The sequence below is a fragment of the Palleronia sp. LCG004 genome (assembly GCF_032931615.1).
In the GTDB taxonomy this organism is placed as follows: Bacteria; Pseudomonadota; Alphaproteobacteria; order Rhodobacterales; family Rhodobacteraceae; genus Palleronia.
On record NZ_CP136759.1, the window covers coordinates 2,124,420 to 2,146,696 of the forward strand.

The 22,277-nt window shown below is 65.2% G+C and carries 20 protein-coding genes and 1 tRNA gene; 8 read left to right on the top strand and 13 right to left on the bottom strand.

Translation table 11 applies throughout. The features are described 5' to 3' along the window. Positions 1 to 13 precede the first annotated feature (13 nt). Positions 14 to 670, bottom strand: coding sequence for a peroxiredoxin (locus RVY76_RS10415; RefSeq protein WP_317373888.1), 657 nt, complete (start codon positions 668 to 670; stop codon positions 14 to 16). Positions 671 to 897: 227 nt separating this feature from the next. Here RVY76_RS10415 and RVY76_RS10420 point away from each other — a divergent pair, with 227 nt between their 5' ends. Beyond that, positions 898 to 1,824, top strand: a complete 927-nt coding sequence (locus RVY76_RS10420; protein WP_317373890.1) for a VOC family protein — start codon at positions 898 to 900, stop codon at positions 1,822 to 1,824. Positions 1,825 to 1,829: 5 nt separating this feature from the next. Further along, positions 1,830 to 2,369, top strand: coding sequence for an alpha/beta hydrolase (locus tag RVY76_RS10425; RefSeq protein ID WP_317373891.1), 540 nt, complete (start codon positions 1,830 to 1,832; stop codon positions 2,367 to 2,369). Between the two features lie 3 nt (positions 2,370 to 2,372). Here the strand turns inward: RVY76_RS10425 and RVY76_RS10430 are convergent, their stop codons facing one another. After that, positions 2,373 to 3,401 carry an FAD-binding oxidoreductase gene (locus RVY76_RS10430; protein WP_317373893.1) on the bottom strand — a complete coding sequence of 343 codons (1,029 nt, stop codon included), beginning with the start codon at positions 3,399 to 3,401 and terminating at the stop codon, positions 2,373 to 2,375. A gap of 70 nt (positions 3,402 to 3,471) precedes the next feature. Here RVY76_RS10430 and mnmD point away from each other — a divergent pair, with 70 nt between their 5' ends. Beyond that, positions 3,472 to 4,140, top strand: a complete 669-nt coding sequence (mnmD, locus tag RVY76_RS10435) for a tRNA (5-methylaminomethyl-2-thiouridine)(34)-methyltransferase MnmD (protein WP_317373894.1) — start codon at positions 3,472 to 3,474, stop codon at positions 4,138 to 4,140. Here the strand turns inward: mnmD and RVY76_RS10440 are convergent. Beyond that, positions 4,128 to 5,165 (bottom strand): LacI family DNA-binding transcriptional regulator, encoded by a 1,038-nt coding sequence (locus tag RVY76_RS10440; RefSeq protein WP_317373896.1) that lies wholly within the window; start codon positions 5,163 to 5,165, stop codon positions 4,128 to 4,130. The two genes, mnmD and RVY76_RS10440, sit on opposite strands and share 13 nt — an antisense overlap. Positions 5,166 to 5,310: 145 nt before the next feature. Here RVY76_RS10440 and RVY76_RS10445 point away from each other — a divergent pair, with 145 nt between their 5' ends. Next, positions 5,311 to 6,564: a DNA polymerase IV gene (locus RVY76_RS10445; RefSeq protein ID WP_317373897.1), complete on the top strand. Its 1,254-nt coding sequence runs from the start codon at positions 5,311 to 5,313 to the stop codon at positions 6,562 to 6,564. A gap of 129 nt (positions 6,565 to 6,693) precedes the next feature. Here RVY76_RS10445 and RVY76_RS10450 read toward each other — a convergent pair whose 3' ends face one another. After that, on the bottom strand, positions 6,694 to 7,548 hold the full coding sequence (locus tag RVY76_RS10450) for an N-formylglutamate amidohydrolase (RefSeq protein WP_317373898.1): 855 nt from the start codon (positions 7,546 to 7,548) through the stop codon (positions 6,694 to 6,696). A 151-nt stretch (positions 7,549 to 7,699) separates the two neighbouring features. On the opposite strand from RVY76_RS10450, the gene RVY76_RS10455 reads away from it, so the two are divergent. Then, positions 7,700 to 7,774, top strand: a tRNA-Val gene (locus RVY76_RS10455). Positions 7,775 to 7,860: 86 nt separating this feature from the next. After that, positions 7,861 to 7,986 (top strand): type B 50S ribosomal protein L36, encoded by a 126-nt coding sequence (ykgO, locus tag RVY76_RS10460; protein WP_028287243.1) that lies wholly within the window; start codon positions 7,861 to 7,863, stop codon positions 7,984 to 7,986. A gap of 111 nt (positions 7,987 to 8,097) precedes the next feature. Here the strand turns inward: ykgO and RVY76_RS10465 are convergent, their stop codons facing one another. Continuing rightward, a complete protein-coding gene (locus tag RVY76_RS10465) occupies positions 8,098 to 9,018 on the bottom strand; it encodes an MBL fold metallo-hydrolase (RefSeq protein WP_317373899.1) in 921 nt (306 codons plus the stop codon). A gap of 139 nt (positions 9,019 to 9,157) precedes the next feature. Continuing rightward, positions 9,158 to 10,861, bottom strand: coding sequence for an acyl-CoA dehydrogenase (locus tag RVY76_RS10470; RefSeq protein WP_317373900.1), 1,704 nt, complete (start codon positions 10,859 to 10,861; stop codon positions 9,158 to 9,160). Positions 10,862 to 11,045: 184 nt separating this feature from the next. Between RVY76_RS10470 and RVY76_RS10475 the strand changes: the two genes are divergently transcribed. Beyond that, the gene (locus RVY76_RS10475; RefSeq protein WP_317373902.1) at positions 11,046 to 11,996 is read left to right on the top strand and encodes an L-threonylcarbamoyladenylate synthase; all 951 of its coding nucleotides are present in this window, start codon (positions 11,046 to 11,048) and stop codon (positions 11,994 to 11,996) included. Here RVY76_RS10475 and RVY76_RS10480 read toward each other — a convergent pair. Then, entirely contained in the window at positions 11,993 to 12,553 is a 561-nt protein-coding gene (locus tag RVY76_RS10480) for a YqgE/AlgH family protein (protein ID WP_317376754.1), read from the bottom strand. The two genes, RVY76_RS10475 and RVY76_RS10480, sit on opposite strands and share 4 nt — an antisense overlap. 104 nt (positions 12,554 to 12,657) lie before the next feature. Between RVY76_RS10480 and RVY76_RS10485 the strand changes: the two genes are divergently transcribed. Continuing rightward, positions 12,658 to 13,437, top strand: coding sequence for a protein-disulfide reductase DsbD domain-containing protein (locus RVY76_RS10485; RefSeq protein WP_317373904.1), 780 nt, complete (start codon positions 12,658 to 12,660; stop codon positions 13,435 to 13,437). Here RVY76_RS10485 and RVY76_RS10490 read toward each other — a convergent pair. The 6 genes from RVY76_RS10490 to RVY76_RS10515 all read right to left on the bottom strand — a co-directional run bounded on the left by RVY76_RS10490 (position 13,434) and on the right by RVY76_RS10515 (position 22,274). After that, positions 13,434 to 16,808 carry an efflux RND transporter permease subunit gene (locus tag RVY76_RS10490; RefSeq protein WP_317373905.1) on the bottom strand — a complete coding sequence of 1,125 codons (3,375 nt, stop codon included), beginning with the start codon at positions 16,806 to 16,808 and terminating at the stop codon, positions 13,434 to 13,436. The genes RVY76_RS10485 and RVY76_RS10490 overlap by 4 nt on opposite strands. Positions 16,809 to 16,824: 16 nt before the next feature. Beyond that, positions 16,825 to 18,285 (bottom strand): efflux RND transporter periplasmic adaptor subunit, encoded by a 1,461-nt coding sequence (locus tag RVY76_RS10495; RefSeq protein WP_317373906.1) that lies wholly within the window; start codon positions 18,283 to 18,285, stop codon positions 16,825 to 16,827. A gap of 83 nt (positions 18,286 to 18,368) precedes the next feature. Further along, positions 18,369 to 18,905, bottom strand: a complete 537-nt coding sequence (moaB, locus tag RVY76_RS10500; RefSeq protein ID WP_317373908.1) for a molybdenum cofactor biosynthesis protein B — start codon at positions 18,903 to 18,905, stop codon at positions 18,369 to 18,371. Next, complete coding sequence (yghU, locus tag RVY76_RS10505; protein ID WP_317373910.1) at positions 18,902 to 19,753, bottom strand: glutathione-dependent disulfide-bond oxidoreductase; 852 nt, start codon at positions 19,751 to 19,753, stop codon at positions 18,902 to 18,904. Before yghU ends, moaB begins: the two co-directional genes overlap by 4 nt. A gap of 63 nt (positions 19,754 to 19,816) precedes the next feature. After that, positions 19,817 to 20,761 carry a 2-hydroxyacid dehydrogenase gene (locus RVY76_RS10510; protein ID WP_317373911.1) on the bottom strand — a complete coding sequence of 315 codons (945 nt, stop codon included), beginning with the start codon at positions 20,759 to 20,761 and terminating at the stop codon, positions 19,817 to 19,819. Between the two features lie 19 nt (positions 20,762 to 20,780). After that, positions 20,781 to 22,274, bottom strand: a complete 1,494-nt coding sequence (locus tag RVY76_RS10515) for a tripartite tricarboxylate transporter permease (protein WP_317373912.1) — start codon at positions 22,272 to 22,274, stop codon at positions 20,781 to 20,783. Positions 22,275 to 22,277: the final 3 nt, after the last annotated feature.

The window sequence follows — 22,277 nt, forward strand, 5'->3', positions numbered from 1 at the left end:
TCGGCCACCGGAGTTATCCGGGCTGCTTCGTGGTCCGCAGATACGGAAGCTTCTGCTCGAAGCTGCCGAATTTCTCGCGCGCCTCGTCGTCGCTGACGGCACCGGTGACGATGACGTCGCCGCCCTGAACCCAGCCCGCCGGCGTCGCGACCTTGTGTTCGGCCGTGAGGCGGATGCTGTCGAGCGCCCGCAGGATCTCGTCGAAGTTGCGGCCGGTCGTCATGGGATAGGTCAGGCTCAACTTCACCTTCCGGTCGGGCCCGATGATGAAGACGGTGCGGACCGTCTGGTTGTCCGCCGGCGTCCGCTTTGAAGGATCGCCCGACGCCTCGGCAGGCAGCATGTCGTAGAGCTTGGCGATCTCCATATCGGGATCGCCGATCATGGGATAGCGGACCTCATGGCCGGTATAGCTCGCGATATCGCTCTTCCATCTCACGTGATCCTCGACCGGATCAACCGAGATTCCCATGATCTTGGCATTCCGCTTCGCGAATTCCTCGGACATTCCGGCCATCGCACCGAGTTCGGTCGTGCAGACGGGCGTGAAATCCTTCGGGTGGCTGAAGAGGATCGCGTAGCCATCCCCGATCCAGTCGTGGAAGCGGATCTCGCCTTCGGTGGAATTGGCGGTGAAATCCGGTGCGGTGTCGCCGATACGCAAGGCCATTTTGGGCTCCATCTTGGATATGTCTCGCAAGGCCATGTAAGCGTCGCCGGGCACGTTTCAAAAGCCTCGCACCGGCAAAAGGACCGGAAGCCCCCTGCCCGATCATTCACGCGAACGTATGATCGGGCCGTCAACGCGTGGATGGGACATCCGCAGAGGGACGGGGGTTTCGCCGCGCGCCGTCCTGTCGCATTCTGCAAGAAATTTCTTGAAGCGAGAAGCCATAGATGCGCAACGCCGTCAGCGGACTTCATCACGTCACCGCCCTCTCATCGGACGCACGGAACACGGAAGCCTTCCTTGCGGAAACGCTCGGGCTCCGTCGAGTGAAGAAGACCGTGAATTTCGACGCACCCGAGATCTATCATCTCTATTACGGAGACGAGATCGGCCGGCCCGGCACGGTCATCACGTATTTCCCCTTTCCCGATGCCGCACGCGGACGCCCTGGAACGGGAGAGGTGTCGACGACGGCCCTGTCGATCCCCGAGGGCAGTGCGGAAGACTGGATCGAACGGCTTGAGGCGCGCGGGGTCGCTGTCGAGCGGGGCGAGAACGGCTTTGGCGAGACGCGCCTTCAGGTCGCAGGGCCGGACGGCGCTGACCTGGCGCTTGTCGAGGATCCGGGCGACACGCGAGCGCCTTGGACCGAAGGAGGCATCCCCGAACGGATGGCGATCCGCGGCCTTCATTCCGTCACGCTGCGCCTTCGCGACTCCGATGCGACCATTGCGCTGTTGCGCTTCATGGGGTATGAACAGATCGAAGTCTGCGACGAGGTCACACGGCTGGCCATCACGGACGGGACAGCCGGGATCGTCGATGTCGAGGTCGCGGAGGACATGCCCCCCGCGTCGCAGGGGGCCGGGTCCGTCCACCATGTCGCCTTTTCGGTCGCGACGCGTGCCCGCCAGCTCGAGATGCGCGCGGAACTCGTCTCGGCCGGCTACGATGTCACGCCGCCGATCGACCGCGACTATTTCTGGGCGATCTATTTCCGCAGCCCCGGCGGCGTCCTTTTCGAAATCGCGACGGACGAGCCGGGCTTCGAGCGTGACGAGGATCGGGAGACGCTCGGTCGGGCGCTGAAGCTGCCGGCGCAACACGAATACCTGCGCGAAAGGCTTGAACGCGAGCTCGTGGACCTCGGGTGAGTTTCGTGGCGAAACGTTCGGCCGGGACAGACGATCATCTGGTCCTGACCTTCCATGCAGAGGGACGGCCCGTCGACCAGCTTCACGGTGCGGCATGCACGTTCCTGCCCGAAGCGCATGTGGTCTCGACCTCCCGGGAGACGGGCGGGACAGGCGAGCCCGATCTTGCGGAACTGGGTCGGGCCATGGCGTCCGCCGCGAGAGAAGAGATCGAACGAACGGGCGCACGTCGCGTTACGGGGATCGGTCATTCTCGCGGAGCGGACGTGCTTGCGGCCGTGGCAATCGCTGCGCCAGGGCTCTTCGATGCGATCGCACTCCTCCACCCGACGCGGCCCATCGCCGGGGGCGACGTTCCCGCGCTTGCCATGACGCGCGTGCTCGTGACAGGTGGAAAGACGGATGACAGCCCTCCGCCCGAGGTCACGCAGGCGATCGCCGATTGGTTCTCGATGCAGAAGGCCGACGTCATGCTGGCCTGGCACCCCGGAAAGCACGAGATCCCCCAGTCGGAGGTCGATACGCTCGGGGATTTCCTGATCTGAGGATCAGAGGTTGTCAGCGACTGCAAAGCCCTCGGGGATCGTGTCGTGTCCATCGAGGATCAGGTCGGCCATGACGCGCGCGACCTCCGGGGCCATGCCGAAGCCGATCTTGAATCCGCCATTGGCGACGAAATGCCCCGGCCGGCCGGGCCATGGCCCGAGCATCGGCGCGCGCGAGCGTGCCCGTGGCCTGAGCCCCGCCCAGCGCGCGACGACCGGGGCGTCTTCGAGCCATGGCAGGCTCGAGCGAATACGGGCGACGATGCCCTCTGTCTGAGCGTCGCAACGGTCGGGCGTATCGAAATCGCGCTCGGTGGTCGATCCGACGGCGATCGTGCCGTCGGCATGAGGAACGACGTGCAGACCATCGACGAAGAGTTGCGGCATATGCGGTGCCGAATAGGCAAGGAGCGCCGCCTGCCCCTTGATCCCCCGCCCGACCTCGCGCCCCAGATCCTGCGACAGCGCCGCAAGGCCGGCGGCACCGGTGGCCCAGACCACGGCACCCTCGTTAAGCCCCTCGCGCGCCACGATACCGCCCTGCGTCTCGATTGCGGCGGCGAGGGCCCGGCAGGCGCGGGCGGGATGGATCCGTGCGCTCAGCGTGTCGCGGACGAGCCACCCCGAAGGCGCGGAGATCGGCTGATCGTCCGAACGCTCGACGCACCAATCCGCCTGTCCCTGCCAGAGCGTCGCGGCGGATCGGGCGCGCGCATGGGCCAGCGCGACGGCATTGTCATCCGCAAGGGGCTGCAACCGGCCGCTCCGCGCATAGCCGGGATCGATGCCGCCGGCTTGGGCAATCCCGGTCCAGAAGGTCTCGGCCGACAGGAGCGAACGAAGCTGGAAGGCCTTCTTCGCGTTCCAGTTCTCGGGCACGTGCGGAGCGAGCGCGCCGACGATTCCACCCGATGCCCCTGCCCCGGGACCGTTTGGGTCGATGATCCGGACTTGCGCACCGCGACAGAGCAGCACCCATGCGATCGAGAGCCCGAAGATTCCGGCACCCCGGATGGTCACGTCGATTGCCATGAAAGCCCCTTCCGCCGATGGACACGATCAGCTACGCCGCGCGAAGACCGGCCGGCAAGGGGTGGCAGTCATGTCAGAGAGAATCGACTGGCGCGAGGAAGTGCCCGTCTCTTCGCGATACGACGACCCCTATTATTCGTTGAATGGCGGCCTCGACGAGACGCGGCACGTGTTTCTCGACGGCAACGACCTGCCCGCGCGGTTCAGGCCGGGATTCCATATCGCGGAACTGGGCTTCGGCACCGGCCTCAACGCGCTTGCCGCCTGGGCGCTCTGGCGGGAAAGCGGACAGGACGGCACCCTCGCCTTCACGAGCTTCGAGGCGCATCCGCTGGGCGCGGATGAGATGGCGCGCGCACTGGCGGCCTTTCCGACGCTCGCACCGCTCGCCGCCGATCTATGTGAGGCATGGGCGACCGGCACGCGCGAGATCGCGCTGCCGGGTCTTTCGCTTCACGTGATCGAAGGCCCTGCGGAAAAGACCCTGCCACCGTGGCGCGGACGAGCCGATGCGTGGTTTCTGGACGGGTTCTCGCCAGCGAAGAACCCCGCCCTCTGGTCCGATACGATCCTGTCGCAGGTCGGAGGCCATACAGCACCCGGGGGGACCGCTGCCACCTACAGCGCGGCCGGCCACGTGCGTCGCGCTCTGGCAGATGCAGGATTCGAGGTGGCGCGCATCCCGGGCTTCGAACGGAAACGCCACATGACGCGCGCGTGGATGCCTCAGGGTTTGTAGCGACGGAGCGTGTCGCCGTGCGAGATGCGCGGCTCGATCTCGATCCGCTCTCCCCCGCCTCCGCCCTCTGCGCGTCGGGCGACGATACCCGCCGCCTCGCGCCCGATCTGGTGACGCTCGGTATCCATCGTGGCGAGCCTGCGCGGCAATCCCTGCAGCAGCTCGACGCCGTTGAACCCGGCAAGTCCCAACCGCCCCGGAATGTCGTAGCCGCGTTCGATACAGTAGAGAAGTCCGCCGGCCCCGATGAGGTCGTTGGAGTAATAGAGAAAATCGATGTCAGGCGATCGGTCGAGCATCGCCGCCGTCATCTCGCGCCCTTTCAGAAGGGCCGATCCGCCGGAATAGAATTCCTGGTCCGCGACCTCGAGCCCGGCCTTGGCGAGCGTCTCGGTGAAGCCCTCGAACCGTTTGCGGGCGCGATGATCGAGCGGCATCTGCGTGCCGAGGAAACCGATCTGCTCGAAGCCCTGCTTCAGGATCGCCTCGGCCATCTTCCGGCCCGCGCGCCTGTGCGAGATGCCGACGACCGCGTCGACCGGCTCTCCGTCGACATCCATGATCTCGACCACCGGCGCGTCGGCTGCGCGCAGCATCTGTCGCGAGATCTCGGAATGTTCGATTCCCGCGACGATGATGCCCGATGGCCGCCAGGACAGCATCTCGTAGAGGACCTTTTCCTCCCTCTCGGGGCTGTAATTCGTGACGCCGACGACCGGCTGCAGGTCCGTTCCGTCGAGAACTTCGGCTATTCCCGACAGCACTTCGGGGAACACCATGTTCGACAGGCTCGGAATGACCACCGCCACGAGGTTCACCCTGCTCGAGGCCAGCGCGCCCGCGATCTTGTTCGGAACGTAGCCCAATGTCCGTGCGGCCTCGAGCACGCGCTCTCGCGTCGCCTCGCTCACATCGCCGCGATTGCGCAGGACGCGGCTCACCGTCATTTCGCTGACCCCGGAGGCTTCCGAGACATCGCGCAAGGTCAGGGGGCGGCGTGACGGGGTCGAACGGGTATCGGTCATGGATTAGCTTTCCTGCGCTTTGACCCAATCTAGCGGGAACAGGCGGCCGCGCCTAGCAGGATGCGTGCAAGGCGCAGACATCTCACCCGGGCGATGCGGCGAAACGCCCTGTCGCTGCGCCGCCCGCGCACCTAGATTAGGGATCATGCCAAGTCTCTGCCGCGATTGTCACACGACCTTCGACGCTGCACGGCGCTGTCCCGCCTGCGGCTCGCCCCGGGTCACGTCGCATCCGGAGCTTCGCGATCTCACGATCGCACATATGGATTGCGATGCCTTCTACGCGAGCGTCGAGAAGCGCGACGACCCGGCCCTGCGCGACAAGCCCGTGATCGTCGGCGGCGGACGTCGCGGCGTGGTGACCACGGCCTGCTACATCGCGCGGATCCGCGGCGTGCGATCTGCGATGCCGATGTTCCAGGCGCTGAAGCTCTGCCCCGAAGCAGTGATCGTGAAGCCGCGTTTCGAAGTCTATTCCGCCGTCTCGCGGCAGATTCGGGCGATGATGGATGAGATCACGCCGGTCGTCGAACCGCTGAGCCTCGACGAGGCATTCATGGATCTGGGAGGGACCCATCGCCTCCACGGCGCGCCACCCGCCGTCATGCTGTCGCGCCTCGTTGCCCGGATGCAGTCGGAACTCGGGATCACCGGGTCGATCGGCCTTTCGCACAACAAGTTTCTCGCGAAGATCGCATCGGATCTCGACAAGCCTCGCGGCTTTTCACTGATCGGCCGCGCGGAAACCGAATGTTTTCTGCGCGACAAGCCGGTCGGCCTCATCTGGGGTGTCGGGCAGGTCACGCGCGAAGCGCTCGACCGGGCTGGGATCCGGACGATCGCGGATCTCCTGCGGTGGGACGAACGCGATCTGGAGGCGCGCTTCGGCGGGATGGGAACGCGCCTGTGGCAACTGGCACGGGGCAAGGACGCGCGCCGCGTCTCGGCACACGAACCGGTCAGGGGCCTGTCGAACGAGACGACTTTCGGCGAGGATATCTCGGATCCGGATCTGCTCGACGGTCACTTGTGGCGGCTTTCGGAGAAGGTATCGGGTCGCGCCAAGGCGAAGGACCTGGCCGGTCGCGTCGTGACGCTGAAGCTCAAGCGCGCCGATCACCGGATCCTGACGCGACGGTTGACGCTCAGGGATCCCACGCAGGTTGCAGACAGGATCTACCGCACGGCACGAGGACTTTTCGATCCGGTTGTCGGCGAAGGGCCGTTCCGGCTGCTGGGGGTCGGCCTTGCGGATCTCTGTGCCGCCGACGAAGCCGATATTGCCGGGGATCTCCTCGATCCGCTTGCCGTCAATCGGGCGCGTGCCGAACGCGCAACCGATGCGATCCGCGCCCGCTGGGGTGAGGGTGCGATCATTAAGGGGCGCGCCCTGAGATGAGTGGGCAGTGGGTTCGGTGCGTCCGACAGGCGGATCTAAGGAAAGCGATGCAGAACGGTCACGTGGATCTGCCCCGTAGTCTCACTGGATACGATCAGGGAAGTCGCAATTGCCTTTCGCGACGACGCGTCACTCCGCCGCCAGCGACTGCGTGCGATGGCGGCCGATTTCCGTGATGGCCTCGATGGCATTGTCCATCACGGACTTGAACGCGTCGAAGCCCTGATGCGGCTCGATCCGCACCTCGTCCATGTAAAGCGCGCGGTCGATTTCGATCTGGACCGCGTGCTGACCTTTTGCGGGCCGCCCGTAATGTTGTGCAATGTAGGCCCCCGCGAACGGCACGTTGCGCGCGCATGACAGCCCCAGATCAGTAAAGATCGTCTGCAGGCGATCCACGATCTCGACGCTCGCGGCCGCGCCGAACCGGTCGCCGAGCACGATGTCGGGCCGCTTGCCGGACAGATGCTCGAGGGCTTCGTGCGGCATCGAATGACAATCGATCAGGATCGCCTCGCCGAAACGGTTGCGCGCGTCGCTGACGAGTTCTCGAAGCGTCCGGTGATACGGGTGCCATGCATCCCGAATGCGCTCTTCTGCTGTGGCGAGCGCGATCTTTCCTTCGTAGATCGGCCTTCCGCCGGAGACGACGCGCGGCACGACGCCAAGGCCGGAGGCGACCCTGGGATTGTGGGGCCCGCGACCGAGCCCCTTGATGAGGGCGGGATCGAGTTCGCCGGGCGCCCGGTTCAGGTCGAGCCACGCACGCGGCAACCGCGCGCAGAGAAGAGGTGCACCCGTCTCGGGCGCATGCATGAGCAACCGGTCGACGAATGCATCCTCGGATGATCGGAGAATCGCCGGTGCCAATGTGGATTCACGCAGCAATTCATCCGGATAGTCGCGTCCCGAATGGGGGGATGCGAAGACCACGGACGTCGTCGGCACATCCGGCCGGTGGAGATCGAAAGGCTTCTGCTCCATCTCGTCCTCGGTTTTGCGGGGCCCTTACCCGGCGGTTTCGCAGGAATGCAAATGGTCCGGCAAAACCGCTTGAACAGGGGCGTATGACCATTTATAGACCGCGCACCGGCAGGGGAACCCGTCACAGGATCCTCGGCTCAGGCACGGGTAAGGGCGATTAGCTCAGCGGTAGAGCACTTCGTTGACATCGAAGGGGTCACTGGTTCGATCCCAGTATCGCCCACCATGTGCCACATGATATTCGCCGTCGGGTCCGCCCCGGCATGTTTCACTTCGGCGCGAGCCCCGCGCCGCGAAAAAGGGAGAGAACGGATGAAGGTTCGCAACTCGCTTCGTTCGCTTAAGTCCCGCCACCGGGATTGCCGTGTGGTGCGCCGCAAGGGCCGCGTGTACGTCATCAACAAGACACAGCGCCGCTTCAAGGCCCGTCAGGGCTGAAACGTCGCACCGTATCGTTTCAGAAGGCCGTTCGATCCGTCGAACGGCCTTTTTCTTTGCCTGATGGGTCAAGTCGTCCGCGATTGCGCAGACGGATCCGTTCATGCCGCGTCAGAGTGCCGTGTAGTACCACGCCCCATCGGATCCCATCTCGCGCGTGGCCCGACCCAGATGGACGAGATGCCGACAATGCGCGGCCGCTTCGCCGAGTGCGAGGCCGTACTCACCCGATCCGATCCGCCTCTTGAAAAGCGGAGCAAAGCATTCTCCGGCGGTCCGGGGTTCCGAGATGTGATGGAGAAGCCTTTCGAGCGCGCCTTGGTGATTCGCGATGAGCTGCCCCAGCCTGAGCGGCAAACCGCGATATGGCATCTTGTGGCCCGGCAGGACCAGTTGATTTGCCGTCGCGATCTCGAGAAACCGCTCGCACGAGGCCAGCCATTCGCCGACCGGATCCGCGTCCGGCTCGGTCGCATAGAGACTGAGATTCGGTGAGATCGACGGCAGGAGCTGATCTGCCCCGATGACGAGGTCTTCTGCCTCGCACCAGAAGGTCGCCTGATCGGGCGCGTGCCCCTGACCCATCCGGATGATCCAGTCGCGTCCACCCATGGCGATCCGCGCGCCGTCTTCCAGCCGGTTCAGGCCGAGAGGCATGTCGCTGAGCATATCGGCAAAATTGAACGGTCGTTCGGTGATCCTGCGGGCGAGGATCTCGCGGTCCATCCCGCAGGCCTTCCAGAACTCGACGGTCTCCGGCGCGGGAAGGTCCCGTATGTCGAGCAGAAGCATCCTTGCCGTCAACCACGCGACGCGGCTCATCCAGAGTTCGGCCCCCTGCGACTGGAACCACCCGGCAAGCCCGACATGGTCGGGATGGTGATGGGTCACGACGATCCGTCCGACACGTCGGCCGCCGAGGACCCGGGCCCAGAGATCCCGCGTCTCCGGAGTATCGAATCCGGTATCGATCACCGTGACGGAGCCATCCCCTTCGTCGAGAATGAGGCAGTTCACATGGTCGAGCTTCATCGGCAGTGGCATCCGGACGAGCGATATACCAGGCGCGACGACAAGCGGCGCCCCGACCTGCGGTGGGTCGGACCATGAAAATGACAGTGTTCCCGTCACGATGCGGTGCGGCCGATCGGCACGTCGGTTCGGATCATTCTCAAGCGGCGGCGAGATCGTCGAGCGTCAGGTCGAAGAGCCCGTCCCCGCCGCGGCGCACCTGCACCTGGAGACCGGCATGTTCGGGCAACATCCGCTCGATGTAGAACCGGGCCAGCGCGCGACGCGCATCGTTCCCGTTGCGCGCAGAGCGGAGGTGATAGTGCGCACCGAGGATCCGTGCAAATGCCCTGAGATAGGCCACGGCCCCCGGCAGGCGGTCGGACATGTCCTGCCCGACGAGCCATTTCGTCGTCTGCTCGAGCATCTCGGCCGCCTCCCGCACGGTTTGGGCAAGATCCGGCATCTCGCCCGCGCAGGCATCCGTTTCGGCCAGGATCTCGGAGACGAGGCGCGTGGCGGTCTCGCCGCCATCCTTCAGCTTGCGACCGACGAGATCCACGGCCTGGATGCCGTTCGTCCCCTCGTAGATCGAGGTCACCCGGACATCGCGACTGTACTGCGCGGCACCCGTCTCCTCGATGACCCCCATGCCGCCGTGGACCTGGATGCCTTCCGTGGCCACGAAGATACCGGTCTCGGTGCCGAAGGCCTTGGTGATCGGCGTCAGGAACGCCGCACGGGCGACCCAGTCCGGCGCGCCGGTCGCATTCGCCATGTCGATCGCCTTTGCATTGGCGAGCGCAATGGCACGTGCGGCGTGAATCTCGGCCTTCATGGTGGTGAGCATCCGGCGCACGTCCGGATGTTCCACGATCGCACCCGATCCGCCGGCCTTGCCCTGACGTCGGTCCATCGCATGGGCGAGCGCGTGCTGATAGGCACCTTCGGCGGCACCGATCCCCTGCCCGCCGACGCCGAGGCGGGCGTTGTTCATCATCGTGAACATCGCCGCCATCCCGCCGTGATCCTCGCCTATCATCCAGCCGGTCGCACCCTCATATTCCATCACTGCCGTGGGCGATCCATGCAACCCGAGCTTGTGTTCGAGGCTCAGCACCCTGAGCTCGTTCACCCGGCCGGGATTTCCATCCGCATCCGGCAAGTACTTCGGAACGAGGAACAGACTGATCCCGCGCGTTCCCTCGGCCCCCCCCGGAAGCCGCGCGAGAACGAGGTGGCAGACATTCGCGGAAAAATCGTTGTCGGCCCAGGAAATGTAGATCTTCTGCCCGGTGATGGCATAGGTACCGTCGCCCCTTGCCTCGGCCCGCGTCGTGAGCGCGCCCACGTCGCTGCCGGCCTGGGGCTCGGTCAGGTTCATGGTGCCGCACCATTCACCGGAGGCGAGTTTCGGCAGGTAGAGCGACTTGATCTCGTCGCTGGCGTGATGTTCGAGCGCCTCGATCTGGCCCTGGGTCATCAGGGGGTTGAGCTGCAAGGCGAGGCAGGCAGACGCCATCATCTCGTTCACCGCGCTGGTGACCGAAAGCGGCAAGCCGAGCCCGCCATATTGCGGATCCGCAGACATGCCGACCCAACCGCCCTCGGCGATCGCACGATATCCTTCAGCAAAACCCGGCGACGTCCGCACGATCCCGTTCTCGAGCCGGGCGGGATGGGTGTCGCCCACCCGCTGAAGCGGAGAAAGCACCTCTTCGCAGATGCGACCGGCTTCGAGCAGGATGGCGCGAACGGTCTCGTCCGTCGCCTCCGAGAAGCGGTCGGTTGCGGTCACCTCGTCGAGGCCCACGACGTGTCGGAGCAGGAAACGATACTCTTCGACGGGCGCGCGATACGGCATGGGCTCCTCCTCCCCCGGGAACGGCGGCTTGGCAAGCACGGCGTCGCCGCGCTATGGCCATTCTAGCACGTGTATGAGCCTAAGCCCCATGGGCCCTCGGGCAATGCCAACGCCACGTCAACACGGGCCGATGGCGCGCTTCGGTGCCAGTGTCGACTGCGTGTTTGAGAAAGCAAAGAGACGGATGCCACGGATGAGTGCCGAACGACTGACAGGGCAGGACGGGATCGCGCGGGCAGCGGAACTTCTTATCGATGGCCGGCTCGTGGCGTTTCCGACCGAGACGGTCTATGGCCTCGGTGCCGATGCGACGTCCGATCTCGCGGTCGCGGCCATCTACGCCGCAAAGGACAGGCCGAGCTTCAATCCGCTCATCGCCCATTTGCCGGATCTCGATGCCGTCGGCGCACTCGTCAGCCTCGAAGGCGACGGTCTTCGCTTGGCGCGCACCTTCTGGCCGGGGCCGATGACGCTGGTCCTGCCGATGCGGGAGGGCGCGGAGATCTCGTCGCTCGCCACGGCGGGACTTGCGACGCTGGGAGTTCGGGTTCCGGGCAACGCCATGGCGCGCGAGTTGTTGACCAGAGTAGGCCGACCGATCGTGGCCCCGTCTGCCAATCCGTCAGGCCGGGTGAGCGCGACCAGCGCCGAGCACGTGCTCGGGCATCTGGGCGACCGGATCGATGCCGTTCTCGACGGGGGGCCTTGCGATGTCGGGGTCGAGTCGACGATCCTTGCAGTACGCGACGGCGACGTGGCGCTGCTGAGGCCGGGTGGATTGCCCGTCGAGGCAGTCGAGGAATGCCTGGGGGGGCCCGTCGCCCGGGAGGAGCCGAAAGCGAGACCGGACGCGCCGGGTCAACTCCTTTCGCATTACGCCCCGAGAGGGCGCGTGCGGCTCGACGCCAAAGAGCGCCGCCCGGGCGAAGTCCTTCTGGGGTTCGGAGATGTCGAATGCGATCTGAACCTGTCGCCCGGCGGCGATCTGACCGAAGCGGCGGCGCGGCTCTTCGAGCATCTTCATGCCTTCGACAGGATGGGCGCGGAGGCGATTGCCGTCTCGCCCATCCCCGATCGAGGATTGGGCCGCGCGATCAACGACCGGTTGAGACGCGCTGCTGCCCCGAGGGGTTAGGCCCGGCCGCCGGCACCCGAAAGAAGGCGCGGATCGATGCCCATGGCGCGGATCGCCGCGCCCCAGATCGAGGCCGCTTCCGGATCGAAGATGAGATCCGCGCTTGCATCCCCGACGAGCCAACCATTGTCCGCGATCTCTTCCTCGAGCTGTCCGGGGGACCAGCCGGCATAGCCGAGGGCCACGAGCGTGCGGGCGGGTCCAGTGCCCCGGGCCATGTCGCGCAGAACCTCGAGCGTGGCGGTCATCCGGATGCCGGAAGGCAGGCTGAGACTGCTTTCATCGCCGGCATAGTCGTCCGTATGAAGCACGAAACCGCGCTGAGCCTCGACCGGTCCACCGAAATGAACGGGATGGCTCAGATCCTCGGTATGCTCGATCTCGAGCTGGGACAGCAGGTCAACGAGATCCAATTGGGGGGCAGGCTTGTTGACGATCAAACCCATGGCACCATCCGCCCCGTGATCGCAGATCACGATGACCGAGCGGGCGAACCGCGGATCGCCCATCCCGGGCATCGCGACAAGAATCTTTCCGGTCAGGTCGATTTCCTTCATGACGTTCAAGATGGCGTTCGACGACGGCGTCGCAAGGGGCCGCGGACCTCGTCCTTCCCCCAATCGTGATTTCCCTGTCCCCGGAGACGACGCGAAAAGGTATCATGGTGTTTCGCGCGATCCTTCTGCTGCTACTGATCCTGGCGGCACCCCTTCGGGCCTCGACCGCGGACGTGTCGCTCCTCGAAGGGTGGCGGGAAGGAGCGGTCCACATCGCGGCGATCGACATCGCGTTGGAGCCGGGCTGGAAGACCTACTGGCGCGCGCCGGGGGCCACCGGCATTCCACCGCAGTTCGACTGGTCGGGCTCGCGCAATGTCGCCGACCTCAAGATCGCATGGCCGGTGCCGCACGCATTTTCGCAGAATGGCGTCACGTCGATCGGTTATGCGGAAGGCGTGGTCTTGCCGTTGATCGTGACGCCGCGCGATCCGGCGCGCAGCGTGGATCTTCGTTTGACACTGTCGATCGGAGTCTGCCGCGAGATCTGCGTGCCCGTCACGGCGCACGTTACCGGATCGCTCACGGCCGCCCGTAGCACGCCTGACGCGCAGATCCGCACGGCGCTCGCCAACCGGCCCGCAGGTGCGGCAGATGCCGGGGCTGGTCCGCTGCGGTGTCGCCTTGCACCTGCCCCGAAGGGTGCCCGGATCACGGCGGAAGTGAACATGCCGGTTCTGGGACGGCAGGAACATGCGGTGATCGAACTTGCCGATCCGTCGATCTGGGTCGGGGTTCCCCAAATGCGACGCGAGGGGCGTCTGCTGAAGCTCGACGTCCAGATACGGTCGCCACGCGGTACGGCGATCGGTTTCAACCGTCAAGCGTTGACGCTGACGGTCATCGGCGACGATCGTGCCATCGAGATCCGGGGATGTGACTAGGCGGCGCGCCCGCGCGGCCTGAGAAGGAACAGCCCTGCGAGCGTTGCCGCGAAAAGCAGTGCGACGGATCCTGCCAGGAAAACCGAAAGCGCCGACCATGGCCCGGAACCGAACGAAGTGAGCGGGCCGACCATTCGTCCGGTGACCAGCCATGTGCCGAGCGTTGCCGTGAAGAGCATGGCCTGAAGCCCCCCGGTCGCAAGAAGAAGCGCACGGGCCCCGCCCGTCGCATGTCCGCCGCGGGTAAGCCGGCGGAACGCGCGGACGTGGCGACCGAAATCCTGCCCGATGGCGAGGATCGCGGGCACGAGAAGAAGAACAAGGAACATCCCGAAACCGAGCCCGTAGACCAGCGTGATGACCGTGGGCTTCAGAAATTGCGCCTGGCTCGAGCTTTCGTAGAGAAGCGGCGCAAGGCCGAGAACGGTCGTGAGCGTGGTCAGCAGGACAGGACGCAGCCGGTCGCAGGCCGCATCCACGATCGCCGGAACGAGGCCTCTGTTCTCGGCATATTCGTCGATCGTCGTAACGAGGACGATGGAGTCGTTAATGACGATCCCCGTCATGCCGATCATTCCGACCACGGTGAAGATCGAAAGCGGCATGTCCCACACGTAATGCCCCCAGACCGCACCCACGAGACCGAACGGGATGACCGCCATAACTACGAGCGGGCGGGTCCATGAGGCGAAGATCCACGCAAGCGTCAGATAGATGCCGAGAAGGCAGAGCGAGAACCCGATCACCGCATCGGTGAGGAATTCCGCTTCGTCCTCGGCAAGGCCAGAGAGAGAGGTCTGGATGCCGAAATCCTGTTCGAGCCGTGGCAGGATCTCGGTTTCGAGTGCAAACATGATATCGGAGGCGCGCGCCGGATCGTCCTCCGAAATGTCGCCGATCACGCTTGCAAGACGGATGCCGTTCTCGCGGCGGATGGTGGAGAAGCCCTCGGTCACGTCGATGGAAACCAGATCGCCGACCCGGGCGAGCCCTGCATCGGTCCGGATCACGGCACGATCGAGGAAATCCGCAGCCCGCTCGCTCTCGGGAAGTTCCACGCGGATCGTGGCCGACCTCTGGCCGTCGGGGAAGGACGCGGCCTCGATTCCCGACAGACGATCACGCAGCACGCGGCCGAGCGCGTCGATGGAGACACCGAGCGCCTCGCCCTGAGGGGTCAGCGTCAGGACGAGTTCCTGCTTGTCATAGGCGAGGCTGTCCTCGAGGCCGCTGACCTCGGGGAATTGGGACAGCTCGGACTTGAGCGCTTCGGCAGCTTCTTTGAGAATGCCCGCGGATGCGCCGAAAAGCTCGACATCGAGCGCATCGCCACCGGGGCCCGATCGCCAGCCGCGGAAGCTGATCTGCTCAAGTTGCGGATGGCGTGGCACCGCGTCCTGCAAAGCGGCAACGAACTCGGAACTCGAAAACGGCCTCAGATCGGGTTCGATCAGCTCGATCGAGATCGCTCCGAGCAGGTCGGCATCGGTGTTCTCGGTTCCAGACAGGCCGCGGCCCGCCGACCCGCCGATCTGCGCTATGGCATAATCGACAGGGCTGACGCCGTATTCGTCCTCGAAGCTCTGGGCCACCTCATCGACGGTCTGCTGGAGAAGTGCGATCTGTTCGAGCGTATCTTCTCGCGATGCGCCGGCCGCCATGGCGAAATTGCCGCTGACGCTACCCTCCTCTGGCGAGTTGAAGAAGCGCCACGTCACGTCGCCGGTCAGGAAGAGCGCGCCCTGCACCGACAAAAGGACCATCGCACCGGCGAGGACCGGATAGCGCGCCCAGACGACCATGCGCATGAGCGGCCGGAACGCACGCTCGCGCAGCTTGGCGAAGCCCCGATTGACCAGGCGGCTGGGCAGGTCATACCACTTTTCCCCGCCGACATTGCCGATCGAATGGGCCATGTGGTTCGGCAGGATCAGAAAACATTCCACGAGGCTCGCCATGAGGACGACGATCACGGTGAAGGGAATGTCCGCGATGAGCGTCCCGAAGGTGCCACCGATCGCGACGAGCCCGAAAAAGGCGATGACGGTCGTGAGCGTTGCCGACAGGACCGGCGCGAACATCCGTCGCGCGGCGTTTTCGGCAGCGCTCTTCGGGTCCTCGCCAAGGTTGCGGGCCCGGAAATCGGCATGCTCACCCACGACGATCGCGTCATCGACCACGATGCCGAGCGTGATGATGAGCGCGAAGAGCGAGATCATGTTGAAGGTGAGACCCGCCGCATACATGAGCGCGATCGCCGCGGTCATGGCGACGGGAATGCCGGCGGCGACCCAGAAGGCGGTACGGGCATTGAGGAAGAGAAAGAGCAAGGCAACGACGAGAGCGAGCCCCGTCGCGGCGTTGTCGAGAAGGATCTCGAGTCGGCCCGAGATGTAGTCGGCACGCGTGCGGATCAGGTCGATCGTCACCCCCTGCGGGAGGGAGAAAGAAAGATCGGCCGCGATCTCTTCGACCTGGCGCTGAATGGCGATCGCGTCGCCACTGGCACTGCGCTCGACGCGGAGGGTGATGGCGAGATCTCCGCCCACGAAATAGGCCGCGTCGCGGTCCACTCCGAGCGTCTCGATCCGCGCGACGTCGCCGATACGGAGCGCGTCTCCCCCCTCGTTCACCCGCAGCACGATGGCCGCAATGGAATCGGCATCCCGCCGCGCCGATCCCGCCCTGATCCGGGCTGTGCCGCCGACCTCACCGGCCTGCGATGCGTCGGCCTCGGCTCCGATGGCCTCGGCCACCTCCCGCAGGGTGATGTCGTATTGCACGAGCGCGCGCTGAGGCACTTCGACGAGGATCTCGCCGTCCGCGATACCGGCGATACTGGTGCGCGTCACACCAGCCTGAAAAAGTGAATTGCTGAGGGCGTCCGCGATCCGGGCGAGCTGGTCCACCCCGACGGGCCCCGTGACGACGACATCCGTGACCCGGTCGCGCCACGTACTGCGCCGGATCTCAGGATCCTCGGCACCTTCGGGCAGGTCGGTGATCGCGTCGAGGGCGGTATCCACGTCGTTCGAGGCACGGCTCATGTCCCAACCGGGCTCGAACGTAACCTCGAAGCTGGCGCGACCTTCGCTCGCACGGGCCTCCGTGTCGGTCACGCCCTCGATCGCGAGCAGGGCAGGTTCGATGACGCCGACGACCGCCTCGTCGACGGCTTCGGCCCCCGCGCCGGGCCAGACGACTGTCAGATCGATATCGTCCGAAACCACGTCGGGAAAGAATTGCGCGCGCATCTGCGGCACGGATGCCAGACCGAGCGCCAACATGACGACGAGGAGCAGGTTCGCTGCGGTCGGGTGGCGGGTGAAATATCCGATGATGCCACCGGCCCCTCCAAGACGACGCATCATGATCCGCACGCCCCGATCATCCGCCCATTCGGCCTTCGATGCGTTCCACCACGCCCGCCGGGACACGCGTCTCGCGCAACTGGGCGAGCACGCGCTCCTTCGCGTCCTGGGGCATCCGCTCGTTTCCTTCGACGAACGCCACGAGACGGGCCCTGCGCTCGTCGCTGAGCTCGAGGAATTCGGCGACACCCTCGGCTTCGGGCGCGGGTGCCTCGCGTTGCGGACGAACCTTGATTCCCGCGCCGAGGCTCGGGCTTCGCTGTGTCACGACCTCGCGACCGGCGAGGTCGCCCGGTCGCACGAGGAGGTCGTCGCCCTGACGACGCACGATCTCGACATTCTCGGCCAAGAGGCGGTCTTCAGGGCCGAGGACCAGAACGCCTCCCATCGAGTCCACCGCCCCGGCCGGCAGCCGGGTGATACCGGGAAGGGAGGGTTCCTCGACCGCGGCAAGAACGAAATCTCCGGCCCTGAACCCCCTCGGATTGACGAGGCGCGCGAATATCTGGCGACCTGTCTGCCCCTCCCCCACCTGCGCGCTTTCACGCGTGATCGTCGCGGGCGAACTCAGCGTGTAGCCTCCGGCCTCGAGCATGACGGTCACGTCGCGCGTCGTGAGGTGGCCTGCCTCGTCCAGGAGGCGCGCATATTCGCCGGCCGACACACGGAACCCCACTTCGAGAGCATCAGGATCGATGAGTGAGGCGAGCCGTTCGTTCTGCGAGACGAGCCCGCCTTCGACGACCGTCACATCGCCAAGGATACCGTCGAAGGCCGCGCGGATCTCGGTATCGTCGCGTGCTCTCTCGGCCTCAGACAGCGCGATGCGGGCCCGTTCGAGCGCGGTACGCGCCTGCGCGACTGCGGCATCTGCGTCCGCGCGGGACTGCCTGCGCGAGAGCAGCGCCTGATCGGCGGCGGCAACGGCAAGCTCGGCCGTCTCGAGCGCCTGCGTGCTGCCGATCCCGCGCCCCTCGAGATCGCGCTGTCGATTGGCAGCGTTCCGCCGAAGTTCGAGCTGGGTCCGGGCATTCTCGACATCTTCGGCAGAAAGGCCGGCCGAACGTTCCGCATCGGCGAGTGCGGCTTCCGCATCGCGCAGATCGGCCGCGCGCACTGCAAGCGCGCGATCCGCCTCCCGCGGGTCGATCTGGAACAGCAACTGACCTTCGGCAACGCTTCCACCTTCCTCGACATTCTCGCCCATCTCGATGACGCGGCCGCCGACGCTCGCCCGCACTTCCAGCGTACGGCGGCTCGCGATCTGGCCGAACGCATCGAGGATCGGCACGATCGTCTCGGGATCGAGCGTCCGGACAGGAGCGGCAAAGACCTGTTCGCGCGCCTCGCGCGACGGCGCTTCGCGCGCCGCACGTTCCTCGAGCGCGCCACGGAGCAAACCGCCCGCAACGGACAGCAAGCCGATCGTCAGTGCCAGCAGGAACAGGCCCGACAGGGCCCGGGAGAAGAAACGCATCCGTCAAATCCCTTGGGATTGACCGGAGCATAGCCCGGATGCGGCGGCACAAAAAGCACCGCCACGCGACTGTGACAACTGCGCTATTTGCGGCGCAGATGCTCGTCGAGCCGCGGAAGGATCTCGACGAAGTTGCACGGGGCGTGGCGATAGTCGAGCTGCGGAGCCAGAATCTCGTCCCAGGCATCGCGACAGGCACCGGGACTGCCCGGCAACGCGAAGAGGTAGGTTCCGTTCGCCACACCGCCCGTCGCGCGGCTCTGCACCGCGCTTGTCCCGATCTTGGCCATTGAGACGTGGGCGAAGACGATGGCGAAGGCATCGATCTCCTTCTCGTAGACGTCGCGATGTGCCTCCACGGTCACGTCCCGTCCCGTCAGACCCGTCCCGCCCGTCGAGATCACGACATCGATCCCGTCATCCGCGCACCAGTCGCGAAGCAACGCCGCGATGTCCGTCCTGTCGTCGGGAAGGAGGTCGCGGGCGGCAAGTTCGTGGCCCGCTTCCTTCAGGCGCGCCACGAGAAGGTCCCCCGATCGATCGTCGGCGGGCAGACGCGTGTCGCTGGTCGTCAGGATCGCGATCCGGACCGGAACGAAGTCGCGCGCCGCTTTACTCATCCGATCTTGTCCTGAGTGCGCGTTTCGAAATCGCGGGCGTCGTGCCGTTCGTGAAGCTGCGTCTCGGGCTCGCCCGTCATGCGATTGACCATTCGGCCACGCTCGACCGCCGGGCGTTCGGCGATCTCGCTGGCCCAGCGCTGAACGTTCTCGTAGGTCTGAACCTGCAGGAACTTGGCCGATCCTTCGTATTGCCGACCGAGCGCGAGCTGCCCGTACCAGGCCCAGATCGCCATATCCGCGATCGAATAAGCATCACCGGTCACGTAACGACGATCTGCGAGATTGCGGTCGAGCACATCCAGCTGGCGCTTCGTCTCCATCGCGAAACGGTCGATCGGGTATTTCATCTTTTCCGGAGCGTAGGCGTAGAAATGACCGAAACCTCCGCCGAGATAGGGTGCCGATCCCATCTGCCACATGAGCCATGACAGCATCTCGGATCGGTTGTCGCCAAGAAAGGCTCCGAACTTTTCAGCCAGATGCAGCAGGATCGCGCCGGATTCGAAGACGCGGACGGGCGCGGGCCCGGAATTGTCAATAAGCGCAGGAATCTTGGAGTTCGGGTTCACGTCGACGAACCCCGATCCGAACTGGTCGCCGTTTCGGATGTCGATGAGCCAGGCGTCGTATTCAGCGCCCGTATGGCCGGCTGCGAGAAGCTCCTCGAATAGGACCGTGACCTTCACGCCGTTGGGCGTCGCCAGCGAATAGAGCTGAAACGGATGCTTGCCGACCGGAAGCGTCTTGTCGTGGGTCGGTCCCGCAACGGGGCGGTTGATGCTTGCGAATTCTCCGCCGGACTCCTCCGGCTGCCAGATTTCCGGCGGTTGGTAGCTGTCGGACATGATGTCTCTCCCGATCGTTCGGGAGAGACGTAAGACGCGATCAGGCAGATGCCAGCCGAACGATCACGCGACAGGCGTAAGAAGCGGCTTTCCCGCCTTGTGCGCGCGCAGGTTCTTCACGACCAGATCGCCCATGGCCGCACGGGTCTGGTGCGTGGCGCTGCCGATATGAGGCAGGAGGACGGTGTTCTTCATTCCGCGCAACTTCTCGGGCACATGCGGTTCGTTCTCGAATACGTCGAGGCCGGCACCTGCGATGCCCCCCGAGGCGAGGATCTCGATCAGTGCGGTCTCGTCCACGAGATCGCCGCGCGCCATGTTGACGAGACGGCCCTCGGACCCGAGCTGCTCGAGCACCTCGCGGCTGACGATGCCACGCGTCTGCGGGGTGGAGGGCGCAATGACGACCAGCCAGTCCACATCGCGGGCCATCTCTTCGAGATCTGCGTAGTACGGATAGGGCTGGTTCGCCTGTTCGTTACGCCCGTGATAGACCACCTGCATCTGGAAAGCCTGTGCGCGGCTGGCGATCGCCTTGCCGATCCGCCCGAGGCCGAGAATGCCGACCGTCTTGCCTGTGAGCTCGGCCGTCAGCGGCATCGAGCCGTCGCTTTCCCATTTGCCGTCGCGAACATAGGTGTCGGATTCAGGGATTCGATGCGCGAGGGCCAGCATGAGGCCCAGCGTCACTTCGGCCACGCATTCGTTGAGCACATCGGGCGTGTTCGTCACCCGCACGTCATGTTCCCGCGCGGCCTCCACATCGACCGCGTCGTAGCCCACCCCGAAGGACGAGATCACCTCGAGCGCGGGCAGAGCCTCGATGATTTCGCGCGTGCATCCTGTGCCGCCGCCGGTCGCCACGAAGCGGATGCCCTCCGGGCAGTCGCTTAGGAAGGCCTGCTTGTCGTCGGCCTCGCAATAACGGTGAACCGTGAAGTCGTCCTCGAGCTGCGAGACGACGCGATCGGCGAGGTTTGCGACGAGAAGAAGGTCGGGTTTGCTCATTGTCTGCTCCTGAAAGGGGTCAAGATGTTCGGGCACCACCGCCGCGACGCGCGAACAGCATCAGCAGAAGCGGAATGCACCAGATGGCGATCGTGGCCACGCCGAGACCGGCGGCGATGGGACGTTCGAAGAAGGCGATGAAGCTGTCTTGCGACTTGATCATCGACGTGACGAAGTTCTGTTCCAGCATCGGCCCGAGGACCAGCCCGAGAATTGCCGGGGCGATGGGGATGTCGTTCTCCTCCATCAGGAAGCCCACGATCCCGAAGATCAGCATGAGCCAGATACCGAAGGGAGAGTTGTTGATCGCGAACGAGCCCACGATGCAGAAGAGCAGGATGATCGGCATGAGGGTGCGCTGCGGGATCGACAGGATCGTGCCTGCGCCCTTGATGGCGAGCCACCCGAGCGGCAGCATGATGAGGTTTGCCAGCAGGAAGGTGAAGAACACCGCGTAGATCATCTGCGGTTCGTTGATGAAAACGGTCGGGCCGGGATTGATGCCCTTAATGTAGAGGACGCCGATCACGATCGCGGTGATGGAATCGCCCGGAATTCCGAAGACGAGCGCAGGAATCCATGCCCCGCTCATCGCGGCGTTGTTCGAGGCCCCACTTTCCACGAGCCCCTCGACATGACCGGTGCCGAACTTCTCCGGCGTCTTGGAAAACTTCTTGGAGACGGCATAGGAGATCCATGCGGCGATATCCGCACCCGCACCCGGAAGCGCGCCGATCGCGGTGCCAAGCGCACTGCCGCGGATGACCTGAAAGGGATATTTGACGAAGTTCTGGAACTGCTGGGCGAAGATGCCGCCGCCACCGCTGTTGACCGCCGGGATCTCGGTCCGGTTCAGCACGGAGCGAAGGATCTCGGACACCGCGAAGAGGCCGATCATCGCCGGGATGAACTGGACACCTGCATAAAGCTCGACATTGTCGAATGTATAGCGCGGCACGCCCGCCGGATTGTCGATCCCGACCGTCGCGGCGAAGAGGCCGATGAAGAGCGATATGAGCCCGCGCGCCGGCGATCCGGGCGAGACGAAGACCGCGCAGGAAAGCCCCATCACAACGAGCCAGAAATACTCGAAAGACGAGAACTTCAGCGCCACCTCGGCCAGTATCGGCGAAGACGTCATCAGAACGATCGTCCCGAAGATGCCACCGAGCGCCGAAAAGACGAGCGAGGCACCGAGCGCTCCTTCGGAATTGCCCTTCCGCGTCATCGCATAGGCATCCTGGACATAGGCGGCACTGGCCGGCGTCCCCGGCATTCGCAAAAGCGTTCCGGGAATGTCGCCCGCGAAGATCGCCATGGCCGTCGCCGTCACGATGGCGGCGATCGCGGGGACGGGATCCATGAAGAACGTGACCGGCACCAGCAGCGCCGTCGCCATCGTCGCCGTCAACCCGGGGATGGCCCCCACGAACATTCCGAACGCAGCCGCGCCGAGGATGACGAGCAGAACCTGCGGCTGCAGGACGAGAAGCGCGGCCTCGAAGAGGATCATGTC

Excerpts from the sequence above, each read along its gene's own strand:
- RVY76_RS10415 (WP_317373888.1), bottom strand. The coding sequence starts at position 670 with ATGGCCTTGCGTATCGGCGACACCGCACCGGATTTCACCGCCAATTCC.
- RVY76_RS10420 (WP_317373890.1), top strand. The coding sequence starts at position 898 with ATGCGCAACGCCGTCAGCGGACTTCATCACGTCACCGCCCTCTCATCG.
- RVY76_RS10430 (WP_317373893.1), bottom strand. The coding sequence starts at position 3,401 with ATGGCAATCGACGTGACCATCCGGGGTGCCGGAATCTTCGGGCTCTCG.
- mnmD (WP_317373894.1), top strand. The coding sequence starts at position 3,472 with ATGTCAGAGAGAATCGACTGGCGCGAGGAAGTGCCCGTCTCTTCGCGA.
- RVY76_RS10440 (WP_317373896.1), bottom strand. The coding sequence starts at position 5,165 with ATGACCGATACCCGTTCGACCCCGTCACGCCGCCCCCTGACCTTGCGC.
- RVY76_RS10445 (WP_317373897.1), top strand. The coding sequence starts at position 5,311 with ATGCCAAGTCTCTGCCGCGATTGTCACACGACCTTCGACGCTGCACGG.
- RVY76_RS10450 (WP_317373898.1), bottom strand. The coding sequence starts at position 7,548 with ATGGAGCAGAAGCCTTTCGATCTCCACCGGCCGGATGTGCCGACGACG.
- ykgO (WP_028287243.1), top strand. The coding sequence starts at position 7,861 with ATGAAGGTTCGCAACTCGCTTCGTTCGCTTAAGTCCCGCCACCGGGAT.
- RVY76_RS10465 (WP_317373899.1), bottom strand. The coding sequence starts at position 9,018 with ATGAAGCTCGACCATGTGAACTGCCTCATTCTCGACGAAGGGGATGGC.
- RVY76_RS10470 (WP_317373900.1), bottom strand. The coding sequence starts at position 10,861 with ATGCCGTATCGCGCGCCCGTCGAAGAGTATCGTTTCCTGCTCCGACAC.
- RVY76_RS10475 (WP_317373902.1), top strand. The coding sequence starts at position 11,046 with ATGCCACGGATGAGTGCCGAACGACTGACAGGGCAGGACGGGATCGCG.
- RVY76_RS10480 (WP_317376754.1), bottom strand. The coding sequence starts at position 12,553 with ATGAAGGAAATCGACCTGACCGGAAAGATTCTTGTCGCGATGCCCGGG.
- RVY76_RS10485 (WP_317373904.1), top strand. The coding sequence starts at position 12,658 with ATGGTGTTTCGCGCGATCCTTCTGCTGCTACTGATCCTGGCGGCACCC.
- RVY76_RS10490 (WP_317373905.1), bottom strand. The coding sequence starts at position 16,808 with ATGATGCGTCGTCTTGGAGGGGCCGGTGGCATCATCGGATATTTCACC.
- RVY76_RS10495 (WP_317373906.1), bottom strand. The coding sequence starts at position 18,285 with ATGCGTTTCTTCTCCCGGGCCCTGTCGGGCCTGTTCCTGCTGGCACTG.
- moaB (WP_317373908.1), bottom strand. The coding sequence starts at position 18,905 with ATGAGTAAAGCGGCGCGCGACTTCGTTCCGGTCCGGATCGCGATCCTG.
- yghU (WP_317373910.1), bottom strand. The coding sequence starts at position 19,753 with ATGTCCGACAGCTACCAACCGCCGGAAATCTGGCAGCCGGAGGAGTCC.
- RVY76_RS10510 (WP_317373911.1), bottom strand. The coding sequence starts at position 20,761 with ATGAGCAAACCCGACCTTCTTCTCGTCGCAAACCTCGCCGATCGCGTC.
- RVY76_RS10515 (WP_317373912.1), bottom strand. The coding sequence starts at position 22,274 with ATGATCCTCTTCGAGGCCGCGCTTCTCGTCCTGCAGCCGCAGGTTCTG.